This is a genomic window from Arthrobacter sp. AQ5-05 (genome assembly GCF_003287975.1).
Classification (GTDB): Bacteria; Actinomycetota; Actinomycetes; order Actinomycetales; family Micrococcaceae; genus Paeniglutamicibacter.
Genome location: NZ_QMKQ01000042.1, coordinates 1 through 24,561, shown reverse-complemented (window position 1 = coordinate 24,561; position 24,561 = coordinate 1). Strand labels below are relative to the sequence as shown.

Below are 24,561 nucleotides of genomic sequence, written 5' to 3'. Positions count from 1 at the left end.
TTGCCCGTGGAATCGGGCATCAGCGGGGCGATCAGTTCCCACTGGTCATCGGAGAGCACTGAGTAACGGGATTTCACCCGTTAATTCTGCCAAATGAGACCAAACGCGATTAGGAGACACGCCCTAGACCGGTGGCCGCCACGTCCGGCCGCCCAAGACCGGCCACACGTGGCGGCCACCGCACCACGGAACTGCGGTATTCTGGCCGCAGAGGTGGTCGTCGTGGCGGCAAACGGGGCCTTGGAACAGGGCCGTGAAAGCTTTGCGGGGCAAGATTGGAAGGCCGCGCACAGAGGCTTTTCCGCGGCGCGGAACCAGGCACCGCTGGACGGGGCGGACCTGCTCCGCCTGGCCATCGCGGCCTACCTGCTGGGCTTCGACGCCGAAAGCCGCGACAACCTTGAACGCGCGTACCACGGCCAGATGGCCGTCGGACGGTTTCCCGAGGCGGTGCGTGCGGCGTTTTGGCTGGTGCTGGAGTTGGCCCTGGGCGGCAACGTGGCCCGGGCGCAGGGCTGGATGGCCAATGCCCGGCGGCTGCTGCCGCACTGCCGACCCGATTGCGCCGAGCAGATGCTGATGCTGATTCCCGAGGCCCTCTTTCAGCTGGATTCCGACCCCGGTTCCGCACTGGCCGCATCGACCACGGCGCTCGAGGCCGGGGAGCGGCTTGGTGACGCGGAGCTGCTGGCCCTGGGGATCCTGGGGCGCAGCCAGGCACTGATCCGGCTTGGGCGGATCGCCGAGGCCCTGCCGCTGATCGACGAGGCCATGCTGGTGGCCACCCGCGATGCGGTGTGCCCGATCGCCGTGGGAATCGTCTACTGTGCCGCGATCTCCGAATGCCAGGACGTCTTCGATCTGCGCCGTGCCCGGGAATGGACAGAGGCCCTGGGTGATTGGTGCGACCACCAGCCCGACCTGGTCCCATACCGCGGGCAGTGCATGGTGCACCGCGCCCAGCTGATGCGCCTCCGCGGTGAGCTGGACAGGGCCGCGGCGGAGGCCGCCCGTGCCGCGGACTGGCTGGCCCGGCCGCGGCACCCGGCCCTCGGGATGGCCCACTACGAGCTGGGCGAACTCGAACGGATCCGGGGTGACGCCGCGCAAGCCGAGCGGCACTACGGGCGGGCGCACGGCTTCGGGGTCTCTCCGCAACCCGGCCTGGGCCTGCTGCGCCTGGACCAGGACCGGCCCCGGGAAGCCGCCCCGGCCCTGGAACGTGCCCTGGCCGAGGCCACGGCCGCCACCGCGCGGGCGCGGTTGCTGCCCGCGGCCGGGGAAGCGCTGCTGGCCGTCGGACGGCTGGCGCGGGCCACCGAATTGGCCCGCGAATTGGCCGGGATCTCGCATGACTTCGGCTCTGTCCAGTTGCAGGCCGAGGCGCTGCTGCTGCAGGGCAGGATCCTGCTGGCGCAGCTGCATCCGGAACAGGCGCTGGCACTGCTCAGCCGGGCGCGGGATCATTGGTCGTCCCTGGGCATGCCCCTGGAGGTGGCCCGCACGCGGTTGCCGATGTCGGAGGCCTGTCGTTTGTTGGGGGACGCGGAGGGTGCACGGATGGAACGGGATGCCGCGCGGGCTTCCCTGCGCGAACTGGGGGCAGCGGCCGCGCTGGGCCGGGTCGCCAAGTCGCTGGAGGCCGGCCCGGTTCCCGGTCCCGGGGCGCAGCCGGACATCGCAGCGCAGACGGTCGGCGGAGCGCCGATTTCCCCGCGTGAAACGGAGGTGCTGCGGCTGGTGGCCACGGGGATGACCAACCGCCAGATGGCCCAGGCACTGTTTCTCAGCGAGAAGACCGTGGCCCGGCACCTGAGCAACATCTACACGAAGATCGGGGTGGAGAACCGGGCGGCCGCCACCGCCTACGCGTACGACCGTGGCATCGCCGCGCGCGCCGGAGCGGACCGGGCTGCGGATGGCGGGGAGCATGGAGCCCGGTAGCGCAGCGGTGGACAACCGCATTGCCCGGTGGCGCCGCGGGCTGTCCAATGTCCCGGTCCCCGTGCCGCACCTGGCCGGGTTGGGTGCAGCGGTCCTGCTGGGCAGGCTCGGCGCGGCACACCGGCAGACTCCCGCTGCCGCGGCCTGCGGGACGCTGCTGGCCGGTTCGGGCGTGCTGCTTGCCGCGGCGGCCTGGCGGGCGGCACGCCCCGTCGATTTGGCCTGCCCGCAGGCGCTGGTCGTCTCCGGCCCCTACCGCCTCAGCCGCAACCCGATGTACCTCGCGTGGCTGCTGTTCCACGCCGGCACCGGCATTGCGGCGGGCAGCGACTGGACGGCGCTGACGCTTCCGGCCGCCGCGCTGCTGGTGCACCGGGCCATCCGGGACGAGGAACGACGGCTGCTGGAGGAATTCGGGAGCCGGTACGCGCACTATGCGGCATGCACGCCGCGCTACCTGCGCCTGTGCACTACACCAAAGAACCCATGCGCCCGGGATGGGTGATTCTGCGGAAGCCGCCGGCCCCCTGATGCCCCTACCCTCGGTACCAAGACCACAAGGGAACAATCCGCCCGGGAGAACACCATGGGTACCGAAACAGTTGACACGCTCGTCGTCGGAGCCGGTCAGGCCGGACTCGCGACCAGCTATTGGCTCAGCCAGGCGGGCATCGTCCATCTGCTGGTGGACCGCCGCGAGGCACTTGGCGGCGCCTGGCAGGACCGTTGGGACAGCTTCCGGCTGGTCACGCCGAACTTCGCGCTCCAGCTGCCCGGCATGCCGTACGAGGGGCCGGAACCCGACGCACTGTCGAGCCGAGATGCGGTCATCGAGCTTTTCCGAGGCTACGCCGGGCGGATCGCCGCCCCGGTGCGCCTGGCCACCGAAGTGACCGGGGTGGAGGTGGCCAACGGCGGATTCCTGGTCCACACGCGGGACGCCTCGATGGTGGCGCACCGGGTGGTGCTGGCCACCGGCCCCTTCCAGGTGCCGAGCGTGCCGGCCGCGGCGGCCGGGTTCCCGGAATCGGTCCGGCAGCTGCACAGCAACGACTACAGGCACCCCGGGCAATTGCCCGAGGGCGCGGTGCTGGTCGTCGGGACCGGGCAGTCCGGCACGCAGATCGCCTCCGAATTGCTCTCGGCCGGGCGGCGCGTGCACGTGGCGGTGTCTTCCTGCACCGGCGCCCCGCGCAGCTACCGCGGCCGCAACCTGTATTGGTGGCTGATGCAGGTGCTGCTACGGGGTCCGGAACTCGGCATGCAGGTGCCCACGGTGGATGACCTGCCCACCCCGGCCGCCCGCTTCGAGTGCCATCCGCACCTTTTCGAGGATTCCCCGCGCCGCCTCGCCGAACGCGGCGCGGTCTTGCACGGGAAGGTCCTTGGGGTTGACGGGTCCAGGGTGGGATTCGGGGACGATGTGGCCCGCAAGGTGGCCTTTGCCGAGGCCGATTTCGACGTGCGGTTCCGCCCGATATTCGATGCCTATGCCGCGGCCATCGGGCTCGAGCTGCCGCAGGATCCACCGGCCACCGGCCTCGGTCCGGTGCCGGAGGGGGAAACCGGTCTCGACATGGATGCGGAGGGGATCGCCGCGGTGGTGTGGGCCACCGGCTACCGGCTGGACTTCTCCTGGCTGGGGCTGCCGATCCTGGACGAATGGGACTACCCTCTGCACCGCCGCGGCGTCACCGTCCAGCCGGGCCTCTACGCGATCGGGCTGCCGTGGCTGCACACCGAGCCGTCGGCGGTGATCCCCGGGGTCGGTGCCGATGCCGCTCACCTGGTCGAGCGGATGGTCGCGACCGGCTGAACAGCCGGCCGCGACCATCCGCAGGTGGGCGGGGGACCGGAGGTGGGGGAAGGCATGCCCCCGCCGGCCCCGATCAGGCCCGGACCCGCCTCTGCAGCTCGAAGCGGTCGGCGTCCATTAGCCTGGCCCAGGCGGCGGCGAAGTCGCGCACGAACTTCTCCTTCGCGTCGTCCGAGGCATAGACCTCGGCCAGGGCGCGCAGCTCGGAGTCCGAGCCGAAAACCAGGTCCACGCGGCTGCCCTTGAAACGCCCGTCGGCGGTCGTGAATGTCTGCTCGTCGGCATCCGGAATCCACTCCATGCCCATTTGGGTGAGGTTCACGAAGAAGTCATTGGTCAGCGTGCCCGGGGTGTCGGTGAAGACGCCCAGGTCGGAGCCGTCCCAGTTGTTGCCCAGCACGCGCAGCCCGCCGAGCAGCACGGCCATCTCCGGGGCCGAGAGGCCCAGCAGGTTCGCGCGGTCCACCAGCAGGAATTCGCTGGGCATCTTCAACAGGCCCGAGTCGTAGTTGCGGAATGCGTCGGCCACCGGCTCGAGCCAGGCGAACTGCTCCGCATCGGTCTGCTCCTGGGTGGCATCCACGCGGCCCGGGGTGAACGGGACGGTGATTTCGGCGCCCGCGGCGCGGACCGCCTGCTCGATGCCCACGTTGCCCGCCAGCACCACCACGTCGGCGAAGGAGGCCTTGGTCTCAGAGGCGGCGTTGAACCGGTCAACGATTCCCTCGAACGTGGCGATGACGTCCCGCAGCCGATCGGGCTGGTTCACGGCCCAGGAGACCTGCGGCTGAAGCCGGATGCGCCCGCCGTTGGCCCCGCCGCGCTTGTCCGAGGACCGGAAGGTCGAAGCGGCCTTCCACGCGGTGGAGACCAGCTGCCCGACGCTCAGGCCCGAGGCGGCGATCAGCTCTTTCAGCTCCGCGATTTCCGTGTCCCCGAGGGTCGTTTCCGGGGCGGGAGGCAGGGGATCCTGCCAGGGGAGGTCCTCGGCCGAGACCTCCTTGCCCAGGTAGCGGGACTTGGGGCCCATGTCGCGGTGGGTCAGCTTGAACCAGGTGCGGGCGTAGACGTCGGCGAACTTCTCCGGGTTGTCCTTGAATTCCCGGGAAATCGGGCCGTAGACCGGGTCGAAGCGCAGGGACAGGTCGGTGGTGAGCATGCGCGGTTCGCGGCGCACCGAGGGGTTGTGCGCCATCGGGACCATGTCGGCGCCGCCACCGTCCTTCGGGCGCCATTGCTGGGCGCCGGCGGGGGAGAGGAACATCTCCCACTCGTAGGCGAAGAGGATGTGGAAGTACTCGTTGTCCCAGCGGGTCGGGTGGTAGGTCCAGGTGACCTCCAGGCCCGAGCCGATGGTGTCATCCCCGTGGCCGGTGCCGTGGCCGGACTTCCAGCCCAGGCCCTGCATCTGCAGCGGTGCGGCCTCCGGGGCTGGACCCTTGTGGGACTCGGCGTCGGCGCCGTGGGTCTTGCCGAAGGTGTGGCCGCCGGCAATCAGCGCGACGGTCTCCTCGTCGTTCATGCCCATGCGGCGGAAGGTCTCGCGGATGTCGATGGCCGCGGCCAGCGGATCGGCCAAGCCGTCGGGGCCTTCCGGGTTCACGTAGATCAGGCCCATCTGGACCGCGGCCAGCGGGGCGGCAAGATCGCGGTTCCCGGTGTACCGCTCGTTGTCCAGCCACACCTTCTCCGGGCCCCAGTACACGTCGTCGTCGGCTTCCCAGACGTCCGGGCGCCCGCCGGCAAAGCCGAAGGTCTTGAATCCCATGGTCTCCATGGCCACGTTGCCGGCCAGGATGATCAGGTCGGCCCAGGAGATGGACTGGCCGTACTTCTTCTTGACCGGCCACAACAGGCGGCGGGCCTTGTCCAGGTTGACGTTGTCCGGCCAGGAGTTCAGCGGGGCGAAGCGCTGTTGGCCCGTGCCTCCGCCGCCGCGGCCGTCGTGGCTGCGGTAGGTTCCGGAGGAATGCCAGGCCATGCGCACGAAGAACGGGCCATAGTGGCCGAAGTCGGCCGGCCACCAGTCGTAGGACCTGGTCATGGCCTCGGCGAGGTCTGCCTTCACGGCCTCCAGGTCAAGGGCCTCAAATGCCTCGGAATAGTTGAAGCCGGCATCCAGCGGGTTTGAGACGGAGGTGTTCTTGGCCAGCACCTTCAGGTTGAGCTTGTTGGGCCACCACTCGGTGTTGGTGTTTGCATAGGCGGGGTGGGCGCGGCCGGCGTCGAATACGGGGCACTGGCCGCTCGTGGTTTCAGACATGGCTTCCTTCTTAAGGTGATTTGTCGGCTGGGGGTTCGGAGGGGCCGCATTGCGGCAGCCAGGAGAATGCGCCCGCGAGGGTCCGAAAGGCAGGTCGACAGGTTCCAGGAACCGCGCACGGCCCGACAGGGCAACGAGGAGTGCTCCGGGCCCGTGGAATCAAGCACGGCATCGGTGGCAGCGTCCGGGACGGCGCAGGCCGCGGCGGCCTGCGGGGTCGTCCTGCCCAGGGACGCCTCGTGCGGCACTTGATCGAGCTCAACCGGCATTGTCATGCCCAACTTTTCCCGCCCGCCCGGGTCTGGCCAGGAGGGGGACGGATTCGGGTTGAAGGGTTTGGTGGAACCCCGCATCGCGGCATGCGATCCTGGCGGGCAGGACCGGTTGGAGCGCCCAGCACCAAGCCTAACCGTCGGGCGTACCCGGCGCCATGGGTTTGAACATCGCTGCCGCACCCACTGCTTTCGCCCCCTTCCCACGGCATTGGGAAGGGGGCGAAAGCAGTGCGGTTCGGCGCTCGACCGTGCACCAAAAGGGGCGCTAGCGCTCGCAGATTTCCTTGATCTCCGCGATGCACGGCTCGTTCTGCAGGCTGGTGGTGTCGCCCAGGGTGCTGCCCTCAAAGAGCTGCGTCAGCAGCCGGCGCATGATCTTGCCCGAACGGGTCTTGGGCACGTCGGGCACGAAGACGATTTCGCGCGGCTTGGCGATCGGCCCGATCTGGGTTGCCACGTGGTTGCGCAGCTCGGTGATGAGGGCCTGCTGCCTGGCCAGCGCCTCGCCGGACAGGTCCGTTCCCACCACCGACTTGTCGAAGGGCACCACGAAAGCGGTGGCCGCATGGCCGGTCTTGGCATCGGCGGTCGGGCAGACGCCGGCCTCGACGACCGCCGGGTGGGTGACCAGCGCGGACTCGATCTCGATGGTGGACAGACGGTGCCCGGAAATGTTGATGACGTCGTCGGTGCGGCCCAGGATCCAGATGTCCCCGTCCGCATCGAATCGCGCACCGTCCCCGGCCAGGAACCAGCCCTGTTCGGCATACTTTTCCCAGTAGGAGGTGTAGTAGCGCTCGGGGTTTCCCCAGACGGTGCGGGCCATGGCCGGGCCGGTCTTGGTCAGCACGATGTAGCCTTGCAGGTTCTTGCCCACCGTGTCAGCTGCATCGTCCACGATGTCCACAGCCACGCCCGGAAGCGCGCGGGTGCCGCAGCCGGGCTTGAACGCGGCGTCGTCCTGCCGCGGGGAAAGGATGGTCGAGCCGGTTTCGGACTGCCACCAGGTGTCGACCATCGGGATGCCGGCTTCGGTGTCGCGCCCGACCTGGCCGCGCAGCCAGCGCCAGGCCTCCGGGTTCACGGCCTCGCCAACGGTTCCGGCCAACCTGATGGAGGACAGGTCGTAGTCGGCAGGGACCCCGTCCGGGAACCAGCCCATCAGCGAGCGCACCAGCGTCGGCGCGGTGTAGTAGCTGGTGACCCCGTAGCGCTCGATGAGCTCGAAGTGGCGCCCCGGGTGCGGGGCGTTGGGCACGCCCTCGTAGATGACCTGGGTGACGCCGTTGGACAGCGGCCCGTAGATCTCATAGGTGTGCGCCGTAACCCAGGCCAGGTCCGCGGTGCACCAGTGGACGTCGTTCTCCCGCTGCTTCGGGTCCGGGTGGGAGAAGAGGAACTCGTGGCTCCACGAGGCCTGCGTCAGGTAGCCGCCGGTGGTGTGGACCAGGCCCTTGGGCTGTCCGGTGGTGCCGGAGGTGTACATGATGAACAGCGGGGTTTCGGCGTCGAAGGCCTCGGGGGAGTGCTCCGCGCTCGCCGTGTCGACGGTCTCGTGCCACCACACGTCCCGACCCTCGGTCCAGGCGATCTCGCAACCGGTGCGCCGGAGGACCAGCACGTGTTCGATTTCGTTGTCCCCGGAAACCGCGGCATCCGCGTTGTTCTTGACCGGGACGGCCTCGCCGCGGCGGAACTGGCCATCGGTGGTGACCAGCAGCTTCGCGCCGGTGTCTTCGACGCGGAATTTCAGGGCCTCGGCCGAGAAGCCTCCGAAGACCAGCGAGTGCACCGCACCGATGCGCGCGCAGGCCAGGGTGATGACCACGGTTTCCACGAGAACGGGCAGGTAGATGACCACGCGGTCGCCCTGGCCCACGCCCAGGGAAACCAGCGCGTTGGCGGCCCTGGACACCCGGTCCTGCAGGTCCTGGTAGGTGACGGTGGTCCTGTCGCCGGGCTCGCCCTCGAAATGCAGGGCGACCTTCTCGCCGCGGCCGGCTTCCACGTGGCGGTCCACGCAGTTGTAGGCGGCGTTGAGCTTGCCGCCCTCGAACCAGCGCAGCTCGGGTCCGCGACGGGACTCGACATCGACACCGGTGCTCGAATGGATGGTGTGCCAGTCCTTGGACCAGCTCAGGCGCCGCGCCGCGGCATCCCAGAACGCGAGGCGTTCGGTCTCGGTCCAGGAGGCCTCGTTGGTGATGCCCGCCGTGGCGGGGGACAGGGTTTCAGTCATTGTTTTCTCCTCGGTCCCGGCGTTGGCACTTCACCGCTCGAAAGTTGCAGCGGGTTCACTGCGCCGGTCTTGTTGGCCGCTGGTCATGGGATGTGGGTGAAGCCAAGTGGGGATTAGGCCACCGAAGCGGGCTCTTGGGCCGGGGCAGTTGCATCGATCTCGATATCGGCGTCGGCACATGGGGTTGAATCTTCCGTGCCGTAGAAAATCGCAAGCGATGTCAGGAACAGAATGATGAACAATGCCATCGCAACCAGACCGTGGGCGGCGAGCCAGGCGGCAGTGAGGCCAAGGGCAACCAGGGCGAGGACAGCAGCGCCGGCGAACCGCGCGGCCGTTCGACGCTTGCCCCGGGCGTGAGTGATCCTCCACCGGGTCGTGAGCAATGTGACGGCAACCAACATGAAGACGTTGGCCATCATCCCGACCCACACCGGGTGCGTGCCCAAGAAGAATTGCGTCGGCGACCAACCAGCTAGTTGGTTCCAGATGATGCCGGTGCTGAAACCTGTCACCATGGAGGCGTAGACCGAGGCGCGGGTGGCCAGCGGCCAGAAGAAAACGGCCAGAACCGGTGCGAGGGTTGCACCGTTGCGCAGCGTCCAGGCCAGGACGTTCCACCAAGCCGATTGCTCGGTGCGAAGGATGCTGAAAATGATCATGAGTCCGGTCAGCGCAACCAGCGACCATTGCGTGTAGCGAACCAGCTGCGCTTCGGTGGCCTTGGGGTTGATAGCACTTCCCACATCGCGGCCCAAGGACGTGGCTCCGGAGAACTGGCACGGACCCGCCCAGCCCATGGCGCAAGCCCAGACGCCCAGGAAGAAGACGCCCACCAGCGGTGCCGGCAAGACCTGTTCGATGTAGTGCGGGATCGCCACCAATCCGAGGCGCTCGCCGGGCATGACGATGGCAGCCGAGGTGCCGATGAGCGCGCCGATGACGATGAAGGGCACGCCGAACGCCGCCGCCGTGTAGAGGCCCTTTTGGCCGTCCTCGGGAGTGCGGCAGGAAAGGGTCATCTGGAATGCGGCCTGGGCCAGCGGAACGTTCACGATGAAGGTGCCGAACCATGCGACGATCAGGGAGATCCCCGCATTTCCGGGATCGAACATCTGGGGGTTGGTCTCAGCAAAGTCCCGCAGTCCCGCGATTCCGGGCTTGGCCAGGACGGCGTAGGCGCCCACGATCAGCATCCCCACGAAGACGATGCAGTTCAGGGTCTGGTTGAACGCCACCGAACGCATGCCGCCGGACCAGAGGAACACGAGCAGCAGCAGCGCAGTGACGATGACCGCCAGATGCAGGTTCAAGCCCGTGAAGGCGGTCAAGGCCGAGGCGAATGCAATCGTGGTGGCTACCGACCACATCGGGAACGTGAAAGCGGTGATGACGCCCGAGATCCCCTTTGCGAGACGGCCAAAGCGGTCGCCAATGATGCCCGTCACCGTGACGACCAGCTTCTCCCGCAACGGCTTGACCAACAGCAGCGCGATGAGCAGGATTTGCACGGTCTCGGCCACACCGTACCAGAGCGCAGAGATGCCGGTGCGGTAGCTCAGCTCCATGATGGCGATGTAGGAAGAGCCCGAGAACAAGCCGGTGATGCAAAAGGCCACCGTCCACGGGCTGAAGGTGCGCCCTCCGACAAAGAAGCCGCTGGTCTTGCCCAGAGCGCTACGACGTTGGGCAAGGCGCCCGCCGAGGATGAGCAATGCCGTGTAGGAAACTGCCAGGCCGACGGTCCACAATCCTGCCGGGCTCATGCGCTTGTTCCGGCAGCCACGGGAGCAGCGGTGCGTGGAGAGTATCCAAGGGCGATGTTGCAGGCATTTTCGGCCGAACCGGGAACGACCTCGGTGGCAAAGACCCAGTTGATAACCAAGTTCACTCCGGCTGACTCGACCAGATTGATCGCCGGGCACCGGCGGTGGACCTGTTTCGTGAGTTCCTGCTGGGTTGCTGGGTCATCAAGTGGTGTCTCAACGTGGATTTCCAGTCGGTAGGAATGGAAGAACGGTGAAACGTCTGCCGTTCCGGCAAACCCCCGGGTGTCCTGGGTGGCAATTGAGTATGTTTCCAGGGCGGTGAAACCGAGCTGGAGCTCTTTTGCCACCTGTTCCACAACAACGCCGACGCATCCGTTGAGGGCGCCGGCAATGAATTCCATCGGTGTCGGGGCGCTATTGGTTCCTCCCACCGCGACCGGTTCATCGACGACGAAGGAAAAATCCCGGATCTCGACAGTTGTGCGCATCAAGCCTTGCCAGGTTCCCTTGGCGCGGATGCGCTTGTCGTGAGGCCCAACGGCGGTGGTTGCAGCGGGCAGAACAGCAGAAGTCATGGTCTCTCCATCGGACCTGGCGGTAGCACCGGCCTCAACGAGGTGGTTGCTGCGGCGTCATGGAGCCAGATCTCTCGGCCGCTCGGGATGGGTAATGAACTCCATCAAAGTCGATGGGGAGCCACGGGAGCAAACCCGCCGTAATGTGACGGAACGTTCGACGAGACGGAATTTTGCGACCATGTGCCGAATGATCTACGAACAATTGCATGAATTTCGATGATTCAACTTGTCCTGTATTGAGGTTGCCGAGAATGGTTTCCGGACGTCGCGCCATGCACGCCTGCCCCCGGTTTCCCGTGGACATGCAGGCCAGGGCGCGCTTGGGACATGGGGTGCAGAAGCGCCAAGCGGCCCTCCCGGCTCCGTCGAACGAACGGCTGGCGGAATGCCGGAGGGTCGGTGCACCGCTCTTGCCGCGGCTGTCGATGAATCGTGGCTTGCCCTGTGACGCACCCGTCAATTGTGACGGGCCGGGTTGTCACCGCCCGGAGGCGGCGTGTAGAAATATGACCAACAACCATCCAGAGCGGCCGAGAGATCTGGCTCCATGACGCCGCAGCAACCCCTCCCCTTAATTGGGCGGTAGGTGCTCACGCCAGAACCGATGGAGAGAGTTCATGGCTGTCGAGTCTTTCAACGATGCACACAATGTCGAAGCGGATCCGAACATTTTCGGGGCCGTCAATCTTGACGCATTCACCGGGCACACCGCTGCCAGGCATTTGCTCAAGCTCACCCCCGGAGTCCCCAAGGACGGGCACTACGACGAGCTGGCCGCAATCTTCCGTCCGGTCTTCGCCAAGATCGCCGCGGGGGCCAGCGAGCGCGACGCCAACCGGAGCCTTCCCTTCGAGCCTGTCGGCTGGCTCAACCGCGAGCGCTTCGGCGCCCTGCGCATCCCGGCGGCCGAGGGCGGCTACGGGGCCAGCCTGCTGGATCTGTTCCGCCTGCTCATCGAACTGGGCGAGGCCGATTCGCAGGTCGCACACCTCTGGCGTTCGCACATCGGCTTCGTGGAGTCCGTGCTGCAGCTCGAAGACGTCGCCCTGCGGCACCGCTGGGTCGAACGCATCGTTGCCGGACAGATCGTCGGCAATGCGTACACCGAACGCGGCGGAAACCGGTTGGGCGCGCTGAATACGACCATCGCCAAGACGGGTGAGCGCTGGATCCTCAACGGAGAAAAATACTATTGCACCGGCACCATCTACGCCGACTGGGTCGCCGTCGCCGCGGCCCATCCGACCCGTGCCGGACGGCAGATCGCCGTGGTCTCCACGCAGCACTCCGGGGTCAAGATCTTTGACGACTGGGACGGCTTCGGCCAGCAGCTCACCGGGACCGGGTCGACCACGTTCGAGAACGTCCCGGTGGACACGGTCCTTCCCGAGGAACAGCAGATCAACGATCCGGAATCCGCGATCTTCCAGCTGGTGCTCCTGGCGGTCCAGGCCGGGATCACCCGCGCTGCGCTCAACGACGTGCGCTCCGCCGTCCAGGCCCGCACCCGGTCCTTCAGCACCGGAACCGGGGTGCCGGTGCGCGAGGAGCCGCAGGTCCTGCAGCTCGTCGGGGAGATCTCCGGAACCGCGTTCGCCGTCGATTCCATCGTCCTGGCGGCGGTCGCGGAGATCGAGGTCGCCCTGGCCGACCCGACGCTGAGCGCGGCCGAGCGCTTCGCGGTCTGCGAGCTCTCGGCGGACAGGGCCCAGGCCATCGTGCAACCGCTGGCGCTCTCCGCGGCGACCAAGCTCTTCGACGGATTGGGCGCCTCGGCAACCGCCACGAGCTGCAACCTCGACCGGCACTGGCGCAACGCCCGCACCGTGGCCACGCACAACCCGGCGATCTACAAGTCGCGCATCATCGGCGACTACGAGGTCAACGGCACAACGCCCCAGCAGCTGAACGCCATCGGCGATGTAGGCCCCACGCCGGCCACCGCCCTGCACTAGGCATCCCGCACCCCAAAACCCACCCAGCCGGCCCGTCACGTACCAAACCGGCAACCACCCGACACTCCCGCAAAGGACAACCATGAGCACGACGCCGGCCACACGCCAGATCCGTTTCAACGCCTTCGACATGAACTGCGTGGGACACCAGTCCCCGGGTTTGTGGAAGCACCCCAAGGACCAGTCCGCGCGCTACAAGGACCTGTCGTACTGGACCGACCTGGCCAAGACCCTGGAAAAGGGCAAGTTCGACGGCATCTTCATCGCCGACGTGCTGGGCACCTACGACGTCTTCGGCGGCTCCAACGAGGTTCCGCTGCGCGCCGGCACCCAGGTCCCGGTCAACGACCCGTTCATGCTCGTCTCGGCCATGGCCTCGGTGACCGAGAACCTCGGCTTCGGCGTCACCGCCGGGACCGCCTATGAGCACCCGTACCCGTTCGCCCGCCGCCTGGCCACCCTTGACCACCTGACGAAGGGCCGGATCGGCTGGAACGTGGTGACCGGCTACCTGCCCTCCGCCGCGCGGAACATGGGCCAGGAAGACCAGCTCGAGCACGACGAGCGCTACAACCACGCCGACGAGTACATGGAGGTCGTGTACAAGCTGCTCGAGGGTTCCTGGGAAGAGGACGCGGTGGTGCGCGACGCCGAGCGCGGCATCTTCACCGACCCGTCCAAGGTCCACGAGATCAAGCACGAGGGCAAGTACTTCAAGGTCCCGGGCATCGCGATCACCGAACCAAGCCCGCAGCGCACCCCGGTCGTCTTCCAGGCGGGCACCTCGCCGCGCGGGCTGAAGTTCGCCTCGGAAAACGCCGAGGCTGTCTTCGTGACCTCCCCGACCAAGGAACTGCTCAAGGCCACCGTCACCAAGATCCGCGACGCCGCCGAGGCCGCCGGTCGAAACCGATACGATGTGCGCATCTACGCCATGCAGACCATCATCACGGACGTGGATTCGGCCGCGGCACAGGCGAAGTTCGAGGACTACAAGTCCTACGCCGACATCGACGGCGCCCTGGCCTTGATCTCGGGCTGGATGGGCATCGACCTGTCCACCTACGGTCCGAACGACGTCATTGGCGACAACGTGAAGTCCAACGCCATCCAGTCCTCCGTGGCGACCTTCCAGAAGGCCAGCGGGGACGCCGGGAACCCTTGGACGATCCGCCAATTGGCCGAGTGGGTCGGCGTGGGCGGCTTCGGCCCGATCACCGTGGGCTCGCCGGTCGAGGTCGCCGACAAGCTGATCGAGTGGGTGCAGGACACCGACGTGGACGGGTTCAACCTGGCCTACGCCATCACCCCGGGCACCTTCGAGGACATCGTCGAGTTCATCGTTCCCGAGCTGCAGGCCCGCGGGGCCTACCCGACCGAGTACGTCGAGGGCACGCTGCGCAACAAGCTCTTCGGCAAGGGCGACCGGGTCCAGGATTCGCACCGCGCGGCCAACTACCGGTTCTCGAACGCCGAGGTCAAGTAGGCGATAGCCAGGGATTGCTCCCTGCCGGTTGGGGAGGTGGCGCACCATGGGTGGGCCACCTCCCCAAGTCATTTAAGCGGCCAGGCTGACCGCCAGGTTGATGGTGGTGGCCAGGGTGCCGGTGCCGAAGAGGAAAGCCAGCAAGCTGTGGCGCAAGACCGCCGAGCGCATTTCGCGCGTGGTGATGCTGGTGTCCGAGACCTGGTAGGTCATGCCCACGCCGGACGCCATGTAGGCGATGTCCGTGTATTGCGGGCGCTCGTCCTGATTGAATTCGATGCCGCCAGGTGTGCCGCTGTAGTAGACCATGGCGTAGCGCAGCGTGTAGAGCGTATGGACCATCAGCCGTGACATCGTGGTGCAGGCCAGCGCCAGCAGTGCCAACGGCAACCTGGCACCTCCCGCCAGATCCCTGCTGCCGACCATCACCATCACGACCGCGGCCAGCGATCCGATGGCCGCGAAGAGGATCAGCAGGTCTGTGGTCTGGAATCCAGGGTCTTCCTCCTGTGCGTGGGCCGCGGTGCGGGCATGGTCCATGGGGGCAATGGTGATCCACACCCAGACGTTGTAAATCAGCGCGGCCACGGTCCAGCCGACAGCCGGAGCGTAAATCCAGGCTCCCAGGAGGCCGGTCAGTGCGGCGGCGCGACTCCGCCGGCGAGCATGCCCAGAACACGCAGCCTGCGATGCCTGGCACGCTGCGACAACGTGCTTTTCATAAACCGATCCAACCACGTTCGGGGCGCACCGGCATACGGTGGACTGCTGCCCGCAAGCGGTGGCCAAGCTTGGGATCTTGCGATGACGGGGGGTGCCCAATCCTAAAGTCTTGGGAAAATTCCGGAAAATTCTTCGATTGGCAGGGTGCGTAATCATGAAGTGGGGAACTGGGCGGAGTGCTTTCCGGGGCGCCGAAGTGCCGCTGATTCCGGCGCTTCATTATCAACATGACGCGACGATGACGCAAGCTTTCAAAAAACGCTGCGTCACAATCGGTCTTGTGACGTCCGGCGACTCGATTCCGGCCGGGGATCGACCCATTGCGTCGGTTTGTTTCACCGCGGTGCGCATTTCCTTGGTCATATCGAAGATCCTGCAACACACTTGAAGTGTTCGAAGTTGGCAACCAGCCACTTACGGGCACACCATCCAGAGCGACTGAGAGACCTGGCTCGTTGACGTCGCAGCAACCACTCCCGTCACGGGGAGCCGGTGCTACCGCCAGGACCGATGGAGATAGCCAAACTCTGCGCGGTCCACCGAATACCGTCATGCCCCACGCGGTATCCGATTGACTAGCCATGTCGCGGCGTTCCTCGGGTGAACCGAGAGGGAAATACTCATGGGCAACACCAACCCACCGGCCAAGCGACGTACTCGCGCCAGCCTCAGCATCAAGATCCTTACGGTATTTTCCGTCGCCACCCTTGCACTGGGCGCGTGCGGGTCCGGAGCCCAAACAACGGGCAACGCGTCCGGCCCGGTCAGCACCGAGCCGGTGCAGGGAGGGACCTTCGTCTACGCGGAAGTCGCCCCGATCAACAACTGGCAGACCCAGGCCGCACGCTTCTACGAGAAATCCAACGTTCTCAACAGCGTGCTGGACCGCCTGACCTATTTCGACACGGAATCGGGAAAGCTCGTGGGCTGGATCGCCTCCGAGTTCAGCGCCAGCAAGGACCAGACCGAATTTACCTTCACCATCCGTGACGGAGTGACCTTCTCCGACGGAACTCCGCTTGATGCCAAGGCCGTGAAGGAAAACCTGGACGCGCTTGGGCTGGGGATCAAGGACGCGCAGGTCGCACCGAACGTCGACTTCGCCTCCTACAAGTCCGCGAAGGTCGTGGGAAAGAACCAGGTCAAGGTCGCGCTCAAGGCACCGGACGCCAACTTCCTGCGCGCCACCTCATCGGTCACCGCGGGCCTGGTTTCCCCGGCAACGCTGAAGCTGGACAACGCCGGACAGTCGGCGATCGCCAAGATCGTCGGATCCGGCCCGTTCGTCTTTGAATCCGAGAAGACCGACGAGGAAGTCACCTTCGCCAAGCGCGCAGACTACAAGTGGGCACCGGAAACGGCCCCCAACCAGGGCGCCGCATACCTTGACAAGCTCGTGGTGAAATACCTGCCCGAGGTTGCCCACCGCGCCGGCGCGGTGCAAACCGGGCAGGTCGACCTGGTGCGCGGACTCCAGCCCGTGGACGAGCAGGCGCTCAAGGGCAGCGGCGACCAGGTCCTTCCGGCCCAGGGCGTAGACCTGACCACCAACATGGCCGCGGTGCGCATCAGCAACGGCAAGCTCGCCGATGCCAAGGTGCGCCAGGCGCTCCAGGTCGGCATCGACCGCCAGTCCATCAAGGACACCGTGCTTTCCGACAGCTACGTCATCGCCGACTCGGTCCTGAACCACGCGGCACCCGGATTCATCGACCTGTCCGCCGACCTGGCCTACAACCCGGAAAAGTCCAAGGCCCTGCTCGACGAGGCAGGCTGGGTCGTGGGAGCCGACGGCGTCCGCGAGAAGGACGGCAAGAAGCTGGAACTCACCATCACCAGCTCGAACAACTCCGTCGTCATCAAGCCCGCCTTCGAATTGATCGAACAGCAGTGGCGCGAAATCGGCGTCAAACTCATCAACCGCGCCGCCGACAACACCTTCCTGGCCACGGCCATGATCGACAAGAACATCGAGTTCTTCGGAACCCGCCAGTTTGCCTACGGCGGACTGGGCCCGGTCTTCGGGCCGGCCAACAACACCCAGACGCTGAATGCCGACACAGAGCTCAACGCGCTGTTCGCCAAGGAACGCGCCGCCACCAGCGAGGCGGAGCACAAGGAACTTGTCGCCGAGGAACAGCGCCAGCTGGTCACCGAAAAGGCCCTCTCCCTCGTCTTGTGGGATGAAGTCCAGGTATACGGCGGCAACTCCGACGCCCACGTTGAATTCACTTCCGGCACCGCCCCGATTTTCCAGGGCGCTTGGAAGACCGGGGAGTAGCCAACCATGGCCGCATACATCGCGCGACGCATCGGACAAGCTTTACTCGTCATTTGGCTTGCCTACACCCTGGTCTTCCTGGCCGTGCAGCTGCTGCCCAACGACCCGGTAACGATCTTCCTTTCAGCCGATGCTGCGGCCGACCCGGCAACCATCGCCGCCATGAAGGCGCAGTACGGCTACGACCAGCCGTTGATCGTGCAGTACTTCAGCCAACTGGCCGGCCTCTTCACCGGGGACTTCGGATATTCGCTGGCCTCGGGCCAGCCGGTTGCCGAACGCATCGGCGCCGTCGTGGGATCGACGCTGGTGCTGGCCTCCAGCGCCTTCGTCACCGCGGTGGTCTTCGCCGTGGGGCTGGTCGCCTCGGCCACGTTGGCACGCAAGACGTGGCTGAAGCGGCTGGTCATCAACCTGCCGCCGCTCTTCGCTGCGGTCCCGGTGTTCTGGCTGGGCCTGGTGCTCCTGCAGCTGTTGTCCATCCAACTGGGAATCATGTCGCTGTTCCCGGACGGGTCCTTCGCCTCGATCGCCGTTCCGGTGCTCGTGCTGGCCATCCACGTCTCCGCCCCGATCGCCCAGGTGCTGCTCAAGAGCGTGGACAACGTGCACGCCCAGCCATTCGTCGACGTGCTGCGGGCCAAGGGTGCCTCGCCGTCGTGGATCTTCTTCCGACACACCCTGAAGAACGCCGCGGCGCCGGCCATGACCATCAGCGGGATCACCGTGGGAACGCTGCTGGCCGGATCGGTCATCACCGAGACGGTGTTCGCCCGCTCGGGTCTGGGCCAGGTCGTGCTGCAGTCGGTCACGGCGCAGGACGTCGCCCTGGTCCAGGGGCTCGTGCTGCTCACGGCCACGGCATTTGTCGTCGTGAACCTGGTCGTCGACCTGCTTTACCCGCTGCTGGATCCGCGGATCCTCAAGAGTGGAACGCACGGGGCACCGCGCGCACTTGTGGCCTAGGAACGAACGGAGAAAACCATGAGCATCAAACTAGATGAACCGTTGACCCGGTTCGCGGTCCAGGACACCGTACAGGTCGTTGACACCATCGAGGTGGACGAGGTTGCCGCGCCGAAGAAGAAGGCCGGCGCCCTTCGTTCCCCCGCCTTCTGGCTCACCTGCGCCCCGCTGGCCATGGTCCTGGGCTGGGCGCTGTTCCCGACGCTGTTCAGCGGATTCGACCCCATCAGCGGCGTGCCCGCGCAGAAGTTCCAGGCACCCGGTGCCGAACACTGGTTCGGCACCGACCACCTGGGCCGGGACGTGTTTGCCCGGGTGGTCCACGGAACCAGCCAGACCCTGCTGACCGCGGGACTGGCCGTGTCCATCGGGCTCGTGGTGGGAACCGGCCTGGGACTGTTGGCGGCAACCGCGGGACGTGCAGCCGACGCCGTGACCATGCGCCTGATCGACGTGCTGCTGGCCGTTCCGGGCTTCCTGGTTTCGCTGATCATCGTCACGGCATTCGCGCCGGGCCCGATCTCCCTGGGCATCGGCGTGGGCATCGCCTCCATCGCGTCCTTCGCCCGCGTCGTCCGCTCGGAGGTGCTGCGGGTGCGCAGCCTTGACTACGTCGAAGCCGCGTTCATGAACGGCGGGACCTACTGGTCGGTGGTCTTCAAGCACATCCTGCCCAACTCCTGCGGCCCCGTCCTGGCGCTGCTGGCCGTGGACCTCGGGGTGGCCATCCTGGCGATCTCGGGACTCGGCTTCCTGGGCTTCGGGTCCCCGCCGCCGACCCCCGAATGGGGCCTGCTCATCGCCGAGGGACGCCAATACCTCGCCTCGGCCTGGTGGCTCACGACCCTTCCAGGCCTGGTCATCGTCGCGGTCGTCATCCTGCTGGCGGGACTCGGCCGCCAGCTGCACAAGATCTTCCGTTTCTAGCCAGGAGAACAGCATGAGCACCATCGACTCGGCACCCGCATTGCTGGATATCCGTGGGCTAAGCATCACCTACGGCCACGGCGACGAAGCAGTCGTCGCCGCGGACCACCTCGACCTCGCACTCAAGCCCGGGGAAATCGTTGCCCTGGTCGGCGAGTCGGGTTCGGGCAAGTCCACCCTGTCCAAGGCCATCATCGGCTTGCTTCCCCAATCCGCAAGGGTCCTGGACGGCAGCATCGACCTGGCCGGTGAGAACCTCCTCGACATGCCGGCCAAGGAGCTGGAGTCGATCCGCGGCCGGCGCATCGGCATGGTCCCGCAGGATCCCGGCGCCTCCCTGGACCCGGTGAAGACCGTGGGGTCCCAGATCTCCGAGGTCTTCCGCCTGCACCAGCAGGGCCGCAAGCGCTCCAAGGCGCAGCTGCGCGCCGAAGTCATCCGGCTGCTGGAACTGGTCGGGATCGACACCCCGGAACAGCGCATCGGCCAGTACCCGCACGAGCTTTCGGGCGGGCTCAAGCAGCGGGTGCTCATTGCCATCGCCTTCGCGCTGGAGCCCGAGCTGCTGATTGCCGACGAGCCCACCTCCGCCCTGGACGTCACGGTCCAGCAGACGATCCTGGAGGTCTTCACCAAGCTGGCGCGCGAGCTCGGAACCGCAGTCATCTTCGTGACCCACGACCTCGCCGTGGCCACGGACATCGCCGACCGCATCGTGGTCATGCAGCACGGGCGGATCCGCGAGGACCGCCCGGTGCGTGAGATCCTGCGGGCACCCGAAGACCCCTACACCCGGATGCTGCTCACCGAGGCCACCGCCTCGGGCGACGAATCACGGACCACCGGCGATGCACGCGGCAGCGAGGTCCCGGCCATCGAGGTGACGGGCCTGAAGAGGATCTTCGGCAGCGGGAAAACCGAACGCGCGGCCGTGGACGAGGTCTCGTTCGCGGTGCGCCCCGGCACGACGTTCTCCCTGGTGGGGGAGTCCGGTTCCGGGAAATCCACGACCGCGCGGATAATCATGAGGCTTTTGGAGCCCACCGCCGGAATCGTGAAAATCCACGGGCAGGACGTCACCCACGTGCGCGGGGCCGCCAAACGCGAACTCTGGCGCAGCCTGCAGCTGGTGTACCAAAACCCGGATTCGGCCTTGGACCCGCGTTACTCGGTGTCCCGGATCATCAGCGAGCCGCTTGGGAACTACAAGGTCGGCAGCAAGACCGAACGCAAGGTCCGGGTGGCCGAGCTGCTGGACGCGGTCAACCTGCCCAGCCGCATGGCCGCTTTGGATGCCAAGGAACTCTCCGGCGGGCAGCGCCAACGCGTGGCCATTGCCCGGGCGCTGGCCCTGGGGGCCAAGACACTGGTGCTGGATGAGGCCCTTTCCGCGCTCGACGTCCTGACCCAGGCGCAGATCCTGGCGCTCCTGGAAGACCTTCAGGTCAACCAGGGACTGTCCTACCTCTTTATTTCCCACGACCTGCACGTTGTCGAACGCATTTCCCACGACGTGGGAGTCATGCGCCAAGGCCGGCTGGTCGAGGTCGGGGCGGCCGCACAGGTCCTGAACAATCCCGCCAGCGAATACACCAGGCTCCTGCTGGATTCGAACCCCGGGGCGCTGCTGCGCGAAATGGCAACGAATTAGGCCTTGGTCAACAATTTCTTGAAACTCATGGATGCAAAGGAAGACAAATGAGTGCAACGTACGTGAAGGAACGAACAGACGAAGCCCGATACGCGGAGCTGAGCTCGCGCTTTGCCCCGGTGTTTGAGCGCATCGCCGAAGGCACCGTGGAGCGTGAAAACAACCACGTGTTGCCCTTCGAACCCGTGAAGTGGCTCAAGGAGGCGGGCTTCACCACGCTTCGGGTCCCGGCAGACCACGGCGGGGAACCCGTCAGCCACGAGCACCTCTTCCGGCTGATCGTGGAACTTTCCGCGGCCGACTCCAACGTTGGACACCTGTTGCGCTCGCACTTCTCCTTTGTGGAAACCATTGCCCTGCAGCCCGAGGATTTCCGGCTCCGTTGGTTCCCGCGGGTGCTTGCCGGGGAGATCTTCGGCAATGCGGCCACCGAAAAGGGCGGCAACGCCCTGGGCACGACCAACACCAAGCTCCGCGAGGAAAATGGCCAGTGGCTGCTCAACGGGGAAAAGTACTACACCACCGGGTCGATCTTCGCCGACTGGGTCGTGGTCATGGCCAGCACCGAGGGCATCGAAGGCCGCCAGTACGCCATCGTGCGCGCCGACGATCCCCGGGTCCGGATCATTGACGACTGGGACGGCTTCGGCCAGCCCCTGACGGGGACCGGCACCGCGATCTTCGACGACGTCGTGGTCGAATTCGACGACATCATCCAGCGCAAGGTTTCCTCCACGCTCGAGCCCGCCTTCTTCCAGCTCGCACTGCTGAGCGTGCTGGCCGGCATCGGCCGCGCCGCGCTCACCGACGCTGCCGACCTGGTGCGCAACCGCACCCGCACATTCAACACCGGTTCCGGGGACCTGTTCCGCAACGACCCGCTGATCCAGGAAAAGGTCGGCCGGATCGCCGCGGCCGTCTACGCTGCCGACTCGATCGTCTTCGCCGCCGCCCGCGACCTTGACGCCGCGGTCGACACCTCGCTGGGCCTGGACCCGACCGCCGCCTTCATCCGCGCGGAGCTCGCCGTGCAGCAGGCACACGTGAGCGTCCCGAAGCTGGTGCTGGATGCAACCAGCGAACTGTTCGATGTCACCGGAGCTTCCTCGGTATCGCGCGGCAAGTCCCTGGACCGGCACTGGCGCAACGCCCGCACCGTCGCGACCCACAACCCCGTGGCCTTCAAGGCACGCTCGGTGGGCGACTACTACATCAACGGCACCATTCCCACCGGGCTGCACTCCATCGGGGATGCCAAGGATTCGAAATCGGAGAGCAAGTAAATGGGTACCTTTGACGCGCGTCCACGGCTGCTGCTGAGCGCCTTCCTGATGAACACGCCGAGCCACATCCTCGGCGGCCAATGGCGCCACCCCGAGGCCCAGCAGCACCGCTTCAACGAGCTGAAGCTGTGGGTCGATCTGGCCAAGCAGCTCGAGGACGCGAAGTTCGACAACATGTTCTTCGCCGACGTCGTGGGGCTGTACGGCAACCACGAGGGCGGGTGGGCCTCGATGGTCCGCAAGGGCATGCAGGTTCCCTCGCACGACCCGCTGGTGCTGCTTTCGGCGCTCGCCGCGACCACCAGCGACATCGGCCTGGCCATGACCAGCTCGGTGGTGCAGGCGTCGCCGTTCCAATTCGCGCGCCAGCTCTCCACCCTTGACCACATCTCCAACGGACGCGTCGCGTGGAACATCGTGACCAGCGTGCTGGAGAACTCGCACCGCAACTTCGGCGCAGCGGGCCTGGCCGCCCACGACGACCGGTACGACTGGGCCGAGGAATACGTGGAGGCCACCTACAAGTTGTGGGAGGGTTCCTGGGAAGACGACGCGCTTCTTGCAGACAAGGAATCGGGGCTCTTTGCCGACCCGGCCAAGGTCAACAAGATCCACCACCAGGGCAGGCGCTACTCCATCGAGGGCCCGCACACGGCCCTGCCGAGCCCGCAGCGCACCCCGTTCCTGTTCCAGGCGGGTTCCTCCACTCGCGGCAAGCAGTTCGCCGCCCAGCACGCGGAAGCAACGTTCCTCTTTGCCCCGCACCCGGAGTACGTGGCCAAGCAGGTGGGCAAGATCCGCGAGCTCGAGGCCGCTGCAGGCCGCGCCAAGGGAGACGTGAAGGTCTTTGCGGGACTGTCCTTCGTGGTTGGCAGCACCGAGGAAGAAGCCAAGCGGAAGGAAGCCGAGTACGACGAGTACCTGGATCTGGATGCGATCGTTGCCCACATCGGTGGCGGCATCGGCATCGACCTCGGCGGGCTGGACCTGGACACCCCGCTGGGAGACGTGCAGACCGAAGGCGCCCGCGGCGTCCTCGAGGCGGCCATCGCCTCGGTGCCCGGAGGCAAGCCGACCATCGGCGACCTGGCCCGCTACCGTGCCAAGGCCCAACAAATTTCCGGCACCCCGGAGCAGATCGTGGACGAGATCGAACGCTGGCAGGACGCCGGCATGGACGGGCTGAACATCATGAACCAGATCCTGCCCGGTTCCTACACAGACTTCATCGACGGCATCCTGCCCGAGCTGCACAAGCGCGGGTTGGCGCAGACCGAATACGCCCCGGGAACCTTGCGTGAGAAGGTCTTTGGCCGTGGTGCCCGCCTCGAGGATTCCCACCCGGCGGCGAAATTCCGCGGCGCCTTCACGGAGCACTCTGCCGCGAACACCGAGCAGGCGCTGGAGCGCTCGCTCTAGATCGCTTCGGGCGCGCCAGGGGATGAGGGGAGCCGGAAGGGCATGTGGCCTTTGCCTCCCTTGTCGCGTCTTGGCGACGCATCGGCTTTGGGCCAAGACCCAGAATGTGGCGGTAACGTAGGGAACATGAGCAACGAAGTTGGCCAACGCCACGTCAACGACCCGGCGGTGATTCGCCGGCTCCTGCAAACCCCCGCGCGATGGGCAGTGGTCGGACTGACCAACAACCCGCGGCGCGTGGCACCGGGGGTCTCGCACTTTCTGCAGGAGCAACTCGGGATGGAAGTCATCCCGGTGTCCCTCAGCGGCGAGGAAGTCCTGGGCAACACCGGATACAAGCGGTTGGCGGATATTCCGGGGCACATCGCCGTCGTTGACTGCTTTGTGAACTCGCAAAAAGTCGGCGACATTGTTGACCAGGCGATCGCCGTCGGAGTGGATGCACTCTGGCTGCAACTCGGTGTCATTGACGAAGCAGCAGCCGCACGTGCCACGGCAGCCGGGATGGAAGTCGTGATGGACACCTGTCCCAAGATCGAGTATCCATTCCTCTGAATTCGACCGAAAAACAATATTCCAATCACTGTAGTAGACGTGGATCAGCTTGTGTGATTAGAATGACGGCAGCACAAGCAACACAAAATTGGGTGCTGGGGACCCAATAATTACTGGGGGAAGTTCGAACTTGGGGTTTGGACTTGACTAACGGATCGACTGGGGTCGTTTCGTAAACAGTGCTTATTGCGTGGTTGTCGCGCCCCTTGGGGTAATTGGGGTAATTAAAGTGTTCGGCAAAATTGGGGATAATGCTGCACGGAATCAAAAGGGCCGCAGCGCGATGCGCAGTGGCTCTTTTTTGGGCTCTACTGACATATCCGTGGGCGTGAGCCGCGAGCCTTAACGTCCACACGCCGCTTCCTGCCTAGGATTTTTGACTGACTAAGGTACAAAAATCTAGGGACTGAAAACGGCGTGCAGAAAACAAG

At 66.1% G+C, this 24,561-nt stretch carries 18 protein-coding genes and 3 riboswitches; of the genes, 13 read left to right on the top strand and 5 right to left on the bottom strand.

Annotation, left to right across the window (positions count from 1 at the left end):
* Positions 1 to 222: 222 nt before the first annotated feature.
* From DQ353_RS19950 to DQ353_RS19940, 3 genes are all read left to right on the top strand, one after another.
* Positions 223 to 1,944: a LuxR C-terminal-related transcriptional regulator gene (locus DQ353_RS19950; RefSeq protein WP_146755352.1), complete on the top strand. Its 1,722-nt coding sequence runs from the start codon at positions 223 to 225 to the stop codon at positions 1,942 to 1,944.
* Positions 1,931 to 2,449, top strand: a complete 519-nt coding sequence (locus DQ353_RS19945; RefSeq protein ID WP_181578525.1) for a methyltransferase family protein — start codon at positions 1,931 to 1,933, stop codon at positions 2,447 to 2,449. The genes DQ353_RS19950 and DQ353_RS19945 overlap by 14 nt, the downstream gene beginning before the upstream one ends.
* A gap of 81 nt (positions 2,450 to 2,530) precedes the next feature.
* Entirely contained in the window at positions 2,531 to 3,760 is a 1,230-nt protein-coding gene (locus DQ353_RS19940) for a flavin-containing monooxygenase (protein WP_113764929.1), read from the top strand.
* 73 nt (positions 3,761 to 3,833) lie between these two features.
* On the opposite strand, the gene katG is transcribed toward DQ353_RS19940, so the two are convergent.
* The 4 genes from katG to DQ353_RS19920 all read right to left on the bottom strand — a co-directional run bounded on the left by katG (position 3,834) and on the right by DQ353_RS19920 (position 10,881).
* Positions 3,834 to 6,023 carry a catalase/peroxidase HPI gene (gene katG / locus DQ353_RS19935; protein WP_113764928.1) on the bottom strand — a complete coding sequence of 730 codons (2,190 nt, stop codon included), beginning with the start codon at positions 6,021 to 6,023 and terminating at the stop codon, positions 3,834 to 3,836.
* A gap of 540 nt (positions 6,024 to 6,563) precedes the next feature.
* The gene (gene acs, locus DQ353_RS19930; RefSeq protein WP_113764927.1) at positions 6,564 to 8,537 is read right to left on the bottom strand and encodes an acetate--CoA ligase; all 1,974 of its coding nucleotides are present in this window, start codon (positions 8,535 to 8,537) and stop codon (positions 6,564 to 6,566) included.
* Positions 8,538 to 8,650: 113 nt separating this feature from the next.
* Positions 8,651 to 10,303 carry a sodium:solute symporter family protein gene (locus tag DQ353_RS19925; protein WP_113764926.1) on the bottom strand — a complete coding sequence of 551 codons (1,653 nt, stop codon included), beginning with the start codon at positions 10,301 to 10,303 and terminating at the stop codon, positions 8,651 to 8,653.
* Entirely contained in the window at positions 10,300 to 10,881 is a 582-nt protein-coding gene (locus DQ353_RS19920; protein WP_113764925.1) for an OsmC family protein, read from the bottom strand. Before DQ353_RS19920 ends, DQ353_RS19925 begins: the two co-directional genes overlap by 4 nt.
* A 4-nt stretch (positions 10,882 to 10,885) precedes the next feature.
* Positions 10,886 to 10,975: riboswitch (SAM riboswitch) on the bottom strand.
* Positions 10,976 to 11,398: 423 nt separating this feature from the next.
* A riboswitch (SAM riboswitch) is annotated at positions 11,399 to 11,495 on the top strand.
* 6 nt (positions 11,496 to 11,501) lie between these two features.
* On the opposite strand from DQ353_RS19920, the gene DQ353_RS19915 reads away from it, so the two are divergent.
* Both DQ353_RS19915 and DQ353_RS19910 read left to right on the top strand, forming a co-directional pair.
* Complete coding sequence (locus DQ353_RS19915; RefSeq protein WP_113764924.1) at positions 11,502 to 12,839, top strand: acyl-CoA dehydrogenase family protein; 1,338 nt, start codon at positions 11,502 to 11,504, stop codon at positions 12,837 to 12,839.
* 82 nt (positions 12,840 to 12,921) lie between these two features.
* A complete protein-coding gene (locus DQ353_RS19910; RefSeq protein WP_113764923.1) occupies positions 12,922 to 14,325 on the top strand; it encodes an LLM class flavin-dependent oxidoreductase in 1,404 nt (467 codons plus the stop codon).
* Between the two features lie 72 nt (positions 14,326 to 14,397).
* On the opposite strand, the gene DQ353_RS22445 is transcribed toward DQ353_RS19910, so the two are convergent.
* Positions 14,398 to 14,913 carry a DUF1345 domain-containing protein gene (locus tag DQ353_RS22445; RefSeq protein ID WP_286166937.1) on the bottom strand — a complete coding sequence of 172 codons (516 nt, stop codon included), beginning with the start codon at positions 14,911 to 14,913 and terminating at the stop codon, positions 14,398 to 14,400.
* Between the two features lie 289 nt (positions 14,914 to 15,202).
* Between DQ353_RS22445 and DQ353_RS21875 the strand changes: the two genes are divergently transcribed.
* From DQ353_RS21875 to DQ353_RS19870, 8 genes are all read left to right on the top strand, one after another.
* Entirely contained in the window at positions 15,203 to 15,436 is a 234-nt protein-coding gene (locus DQ353_RS21875; protein ID WP_181578524.1) for a hypothetical protein, read from the top strand.
* A gap of 34 nt (positions 15,437 to 15,470) precedes the next feature.
* Positions 15,471 to 15,565, top strand: a riboswitch (SAM riboswitch).
* Positions 15,566 to 15,670: 105 nt separating this feature from the next.
* Complete coding sequence (locus DQ353_RS19900) at positions 15,671 to 17,329, top strand: ABC transporter substrate-binding protein (RefSeq protein ID WP_113764921.1); 1,659 nt, start codon at positions 15,671 to 15,673, stop codon at positions 17,327 to 17,329.
* 6 nt (positions 17,330 to 17,335) lie between these two features.
* Positions 17,336 to 18,295 carry an ABC transporter permease gene (locus DQ353_RS19895; RefSeq protein ID WP_113764920.1) on the top strand — a complete coding sequence of 320 codons (960 nt, stop codon included), beginning with the start codon at positions 17,336 to 17,338 and terminating at the stop codon, positions 18,293 to 18,295.
* A gap of 18 nt (positions 18,296 to 18,313) precedes the next feature.
* On the top strand, positions 18,314 to 19,222 hold the full coding sequence (locus tag DQ353_RS19890; RefSeq protein WP_113764919.1) for an ABC transporter permease: 909 nt from the start codon (positions 18,314 to 18,316) through the stop codon (positions 19,220 to 19,222).
* 13 nt (positions 19,223 to 19,235) lie between these two features.
* The gene (locus DQ353_RS19885) at positions 19,236 to 20,873 is read left to right on the top strand and encodes a dipeptide ABC transporter ATP-binding protein (RefSeq protein ID WP_113764918.1); all 1,638 of its coding nucleotides are present in this window, start codon (positions 19,236 to 19,238) and stop codon (positions 20,871 to 20,873) included.
* Between the two features lie 47 nt (positions 20,874 to 20,920).
* Positions 20,921 to 22,156 (top strand): acyl-CoA dehydrogenase family protein, encoded by a 1,236-nt coding sequence (locus DQ353_RS19880; RefSeq protein WP_113764917.1) that lies wholly within the window; start codon positions 20,921 to 20,923, stop codon positions 22,154 to 22,156.
* A complete protein-coding gene (locus DQ353_RS19875; RefSeq protein WP_113764916.1) occupies positions 22,157 to 23,575 on the top strand; it encodes an NtaA/DmoA family FMN-dependent monooxygenase in 1,419 nt (472 codons plus the stop codon).
* Between the two features lie 126 nt (positions 23,576 to 23,701).
* Positions 23,702 to 24,130: a CoA-binding protein gene (locus DQ353_RS19870; protein ID WP_113764915.1), complete on the top strand. Its 429-nt coding sequence runs from the start codon at positions 23,702 to 23,704 to the stop codon at positions 24,128 to 24,130.
* The last annotated feature ends 431 nt before the right edge of the window (positions 24,131 to 24,561 follow it).

What these genes read in the sequence shown, in the direction of transcription:
- DQ353_RS19870 (WP_113764915.1), top strand. Translation starts at nt 23,702, where the DNA reads ATGAGCAACGAAGTTGGCCAACGCCACGTCAACGACCCGGCGGTGATT.
- DQ353_RS19900 (WP_113764921.1), top strand. Translation starts at nt 15,671, where the DNA reads ATGGGCAACACCAACCCACCGGCCAAGCGACGTACTCGCGCCAGCCTC.
- DQ353_RS19920 (WP_113764925.1), bottom strand. Translation starts at nt 10,881, where the DNA reads ATGACTTCTGCTGTTCTGCCCGCTGCAACCACCGCCGTTGGGCCTCAC.
- DQ353_RS19880 (WP_113764917.1), top strand. Translation starts at nt 20,921, where the DNA reads ATGAGTGCAACGTACGTGAAGGAACGAACAGACGAAGCCCGATACGCG.
- DQ353_RS19875 (WP_113764916.1), top strand. Translation starts at nt 22,157, where the DNA reads ATGGGTACCTTTGACGCGCGTCCACGGCTGCTGCTGAGCGCCTTCCTG.
- DQ353_RS19895 (WP_113764920.1), top strand. Translation starts at nt 17,336, where the DNA reads ATGGCCGCATACATCGCGCGACGCATCGGACAAGCTTTACTCGTCATT.
- acs (WP_113764927.1), bottom strand. Translation starts at nt 8,537, where the DNA reads ATGACTGAAACCCTGTCCCCCGCCACGGCGGGCATCACCAACGAGGCC.
- DQ353_RS19915 (WP_113764924.1), top strand. Translation starts at nt 11,502, where the DNA reads ATGGCTGTCGAGTCTTTCAACGATGCACACAATGTCGAAGCGGATCCG.
- katG (WP_113764928.1), bottom strand. Translation starts at nt 6,023, where the DNA reads ATGTCTGAAACCACGAGCGGCCAGTGCCCCGTATTCGACGCCGGCCGC.
- DQ353_RS19925 (WP_113764926.1), bottom strand. Translation starts at nt 10,303, where the DNA reads ATGAGCCCGGCAGGATTGTGGACCGTCGGCCTGGCAGTTTCCTACACG.
- DQ353_RS19940 (WP_113764929.1), top strand. Translation starts at nt 2,531, where the DNA reads ATGGGTACCGAAACAGTTGACACGCTCGTCGTCGGAGCCGGTCAGGCC.
- DQ353_RS19885 (WP_113764918.1), top strand. Translation starts at nt 19,236, where the DNA reads ATGAGCACCATCGACTCGGCACCCGCATTGCTGGATATCCGTGGGCTA.
- DQ353_RS19945 (WP_181578525.1), top strand. Translation starts at nt 1,931, where the DNA reads ATGGAGCCCGGTAGCGCAGCGGTGGACAACCGCATTGCCCGGTGGCGC.
- DQ353_RS21875 (WP_181578524.1), top strand. Translation starts at nt 15,203, where the DNA reads ATGAAGTGGGGAACTGGGCGGAGTGCTTTCCGGGGCGCCGAAGTGCCG.
- DQ353_RS19910 (WP_113764923.1), top strand. Translation starts at nt 12,922, where the DNA reads ATGAGCACGACGCCGGCCACACGCCAGATCCGTTTCAACGCCTTCGAC.
- DQ353_RS19890 (WP_113764919.1), top strand. Translation starts at nt 18,314, where the DNA reads ATGAGCATCAAACTAGATGAACCGTTGACCCGGTTCGCGGTCCAGGAC.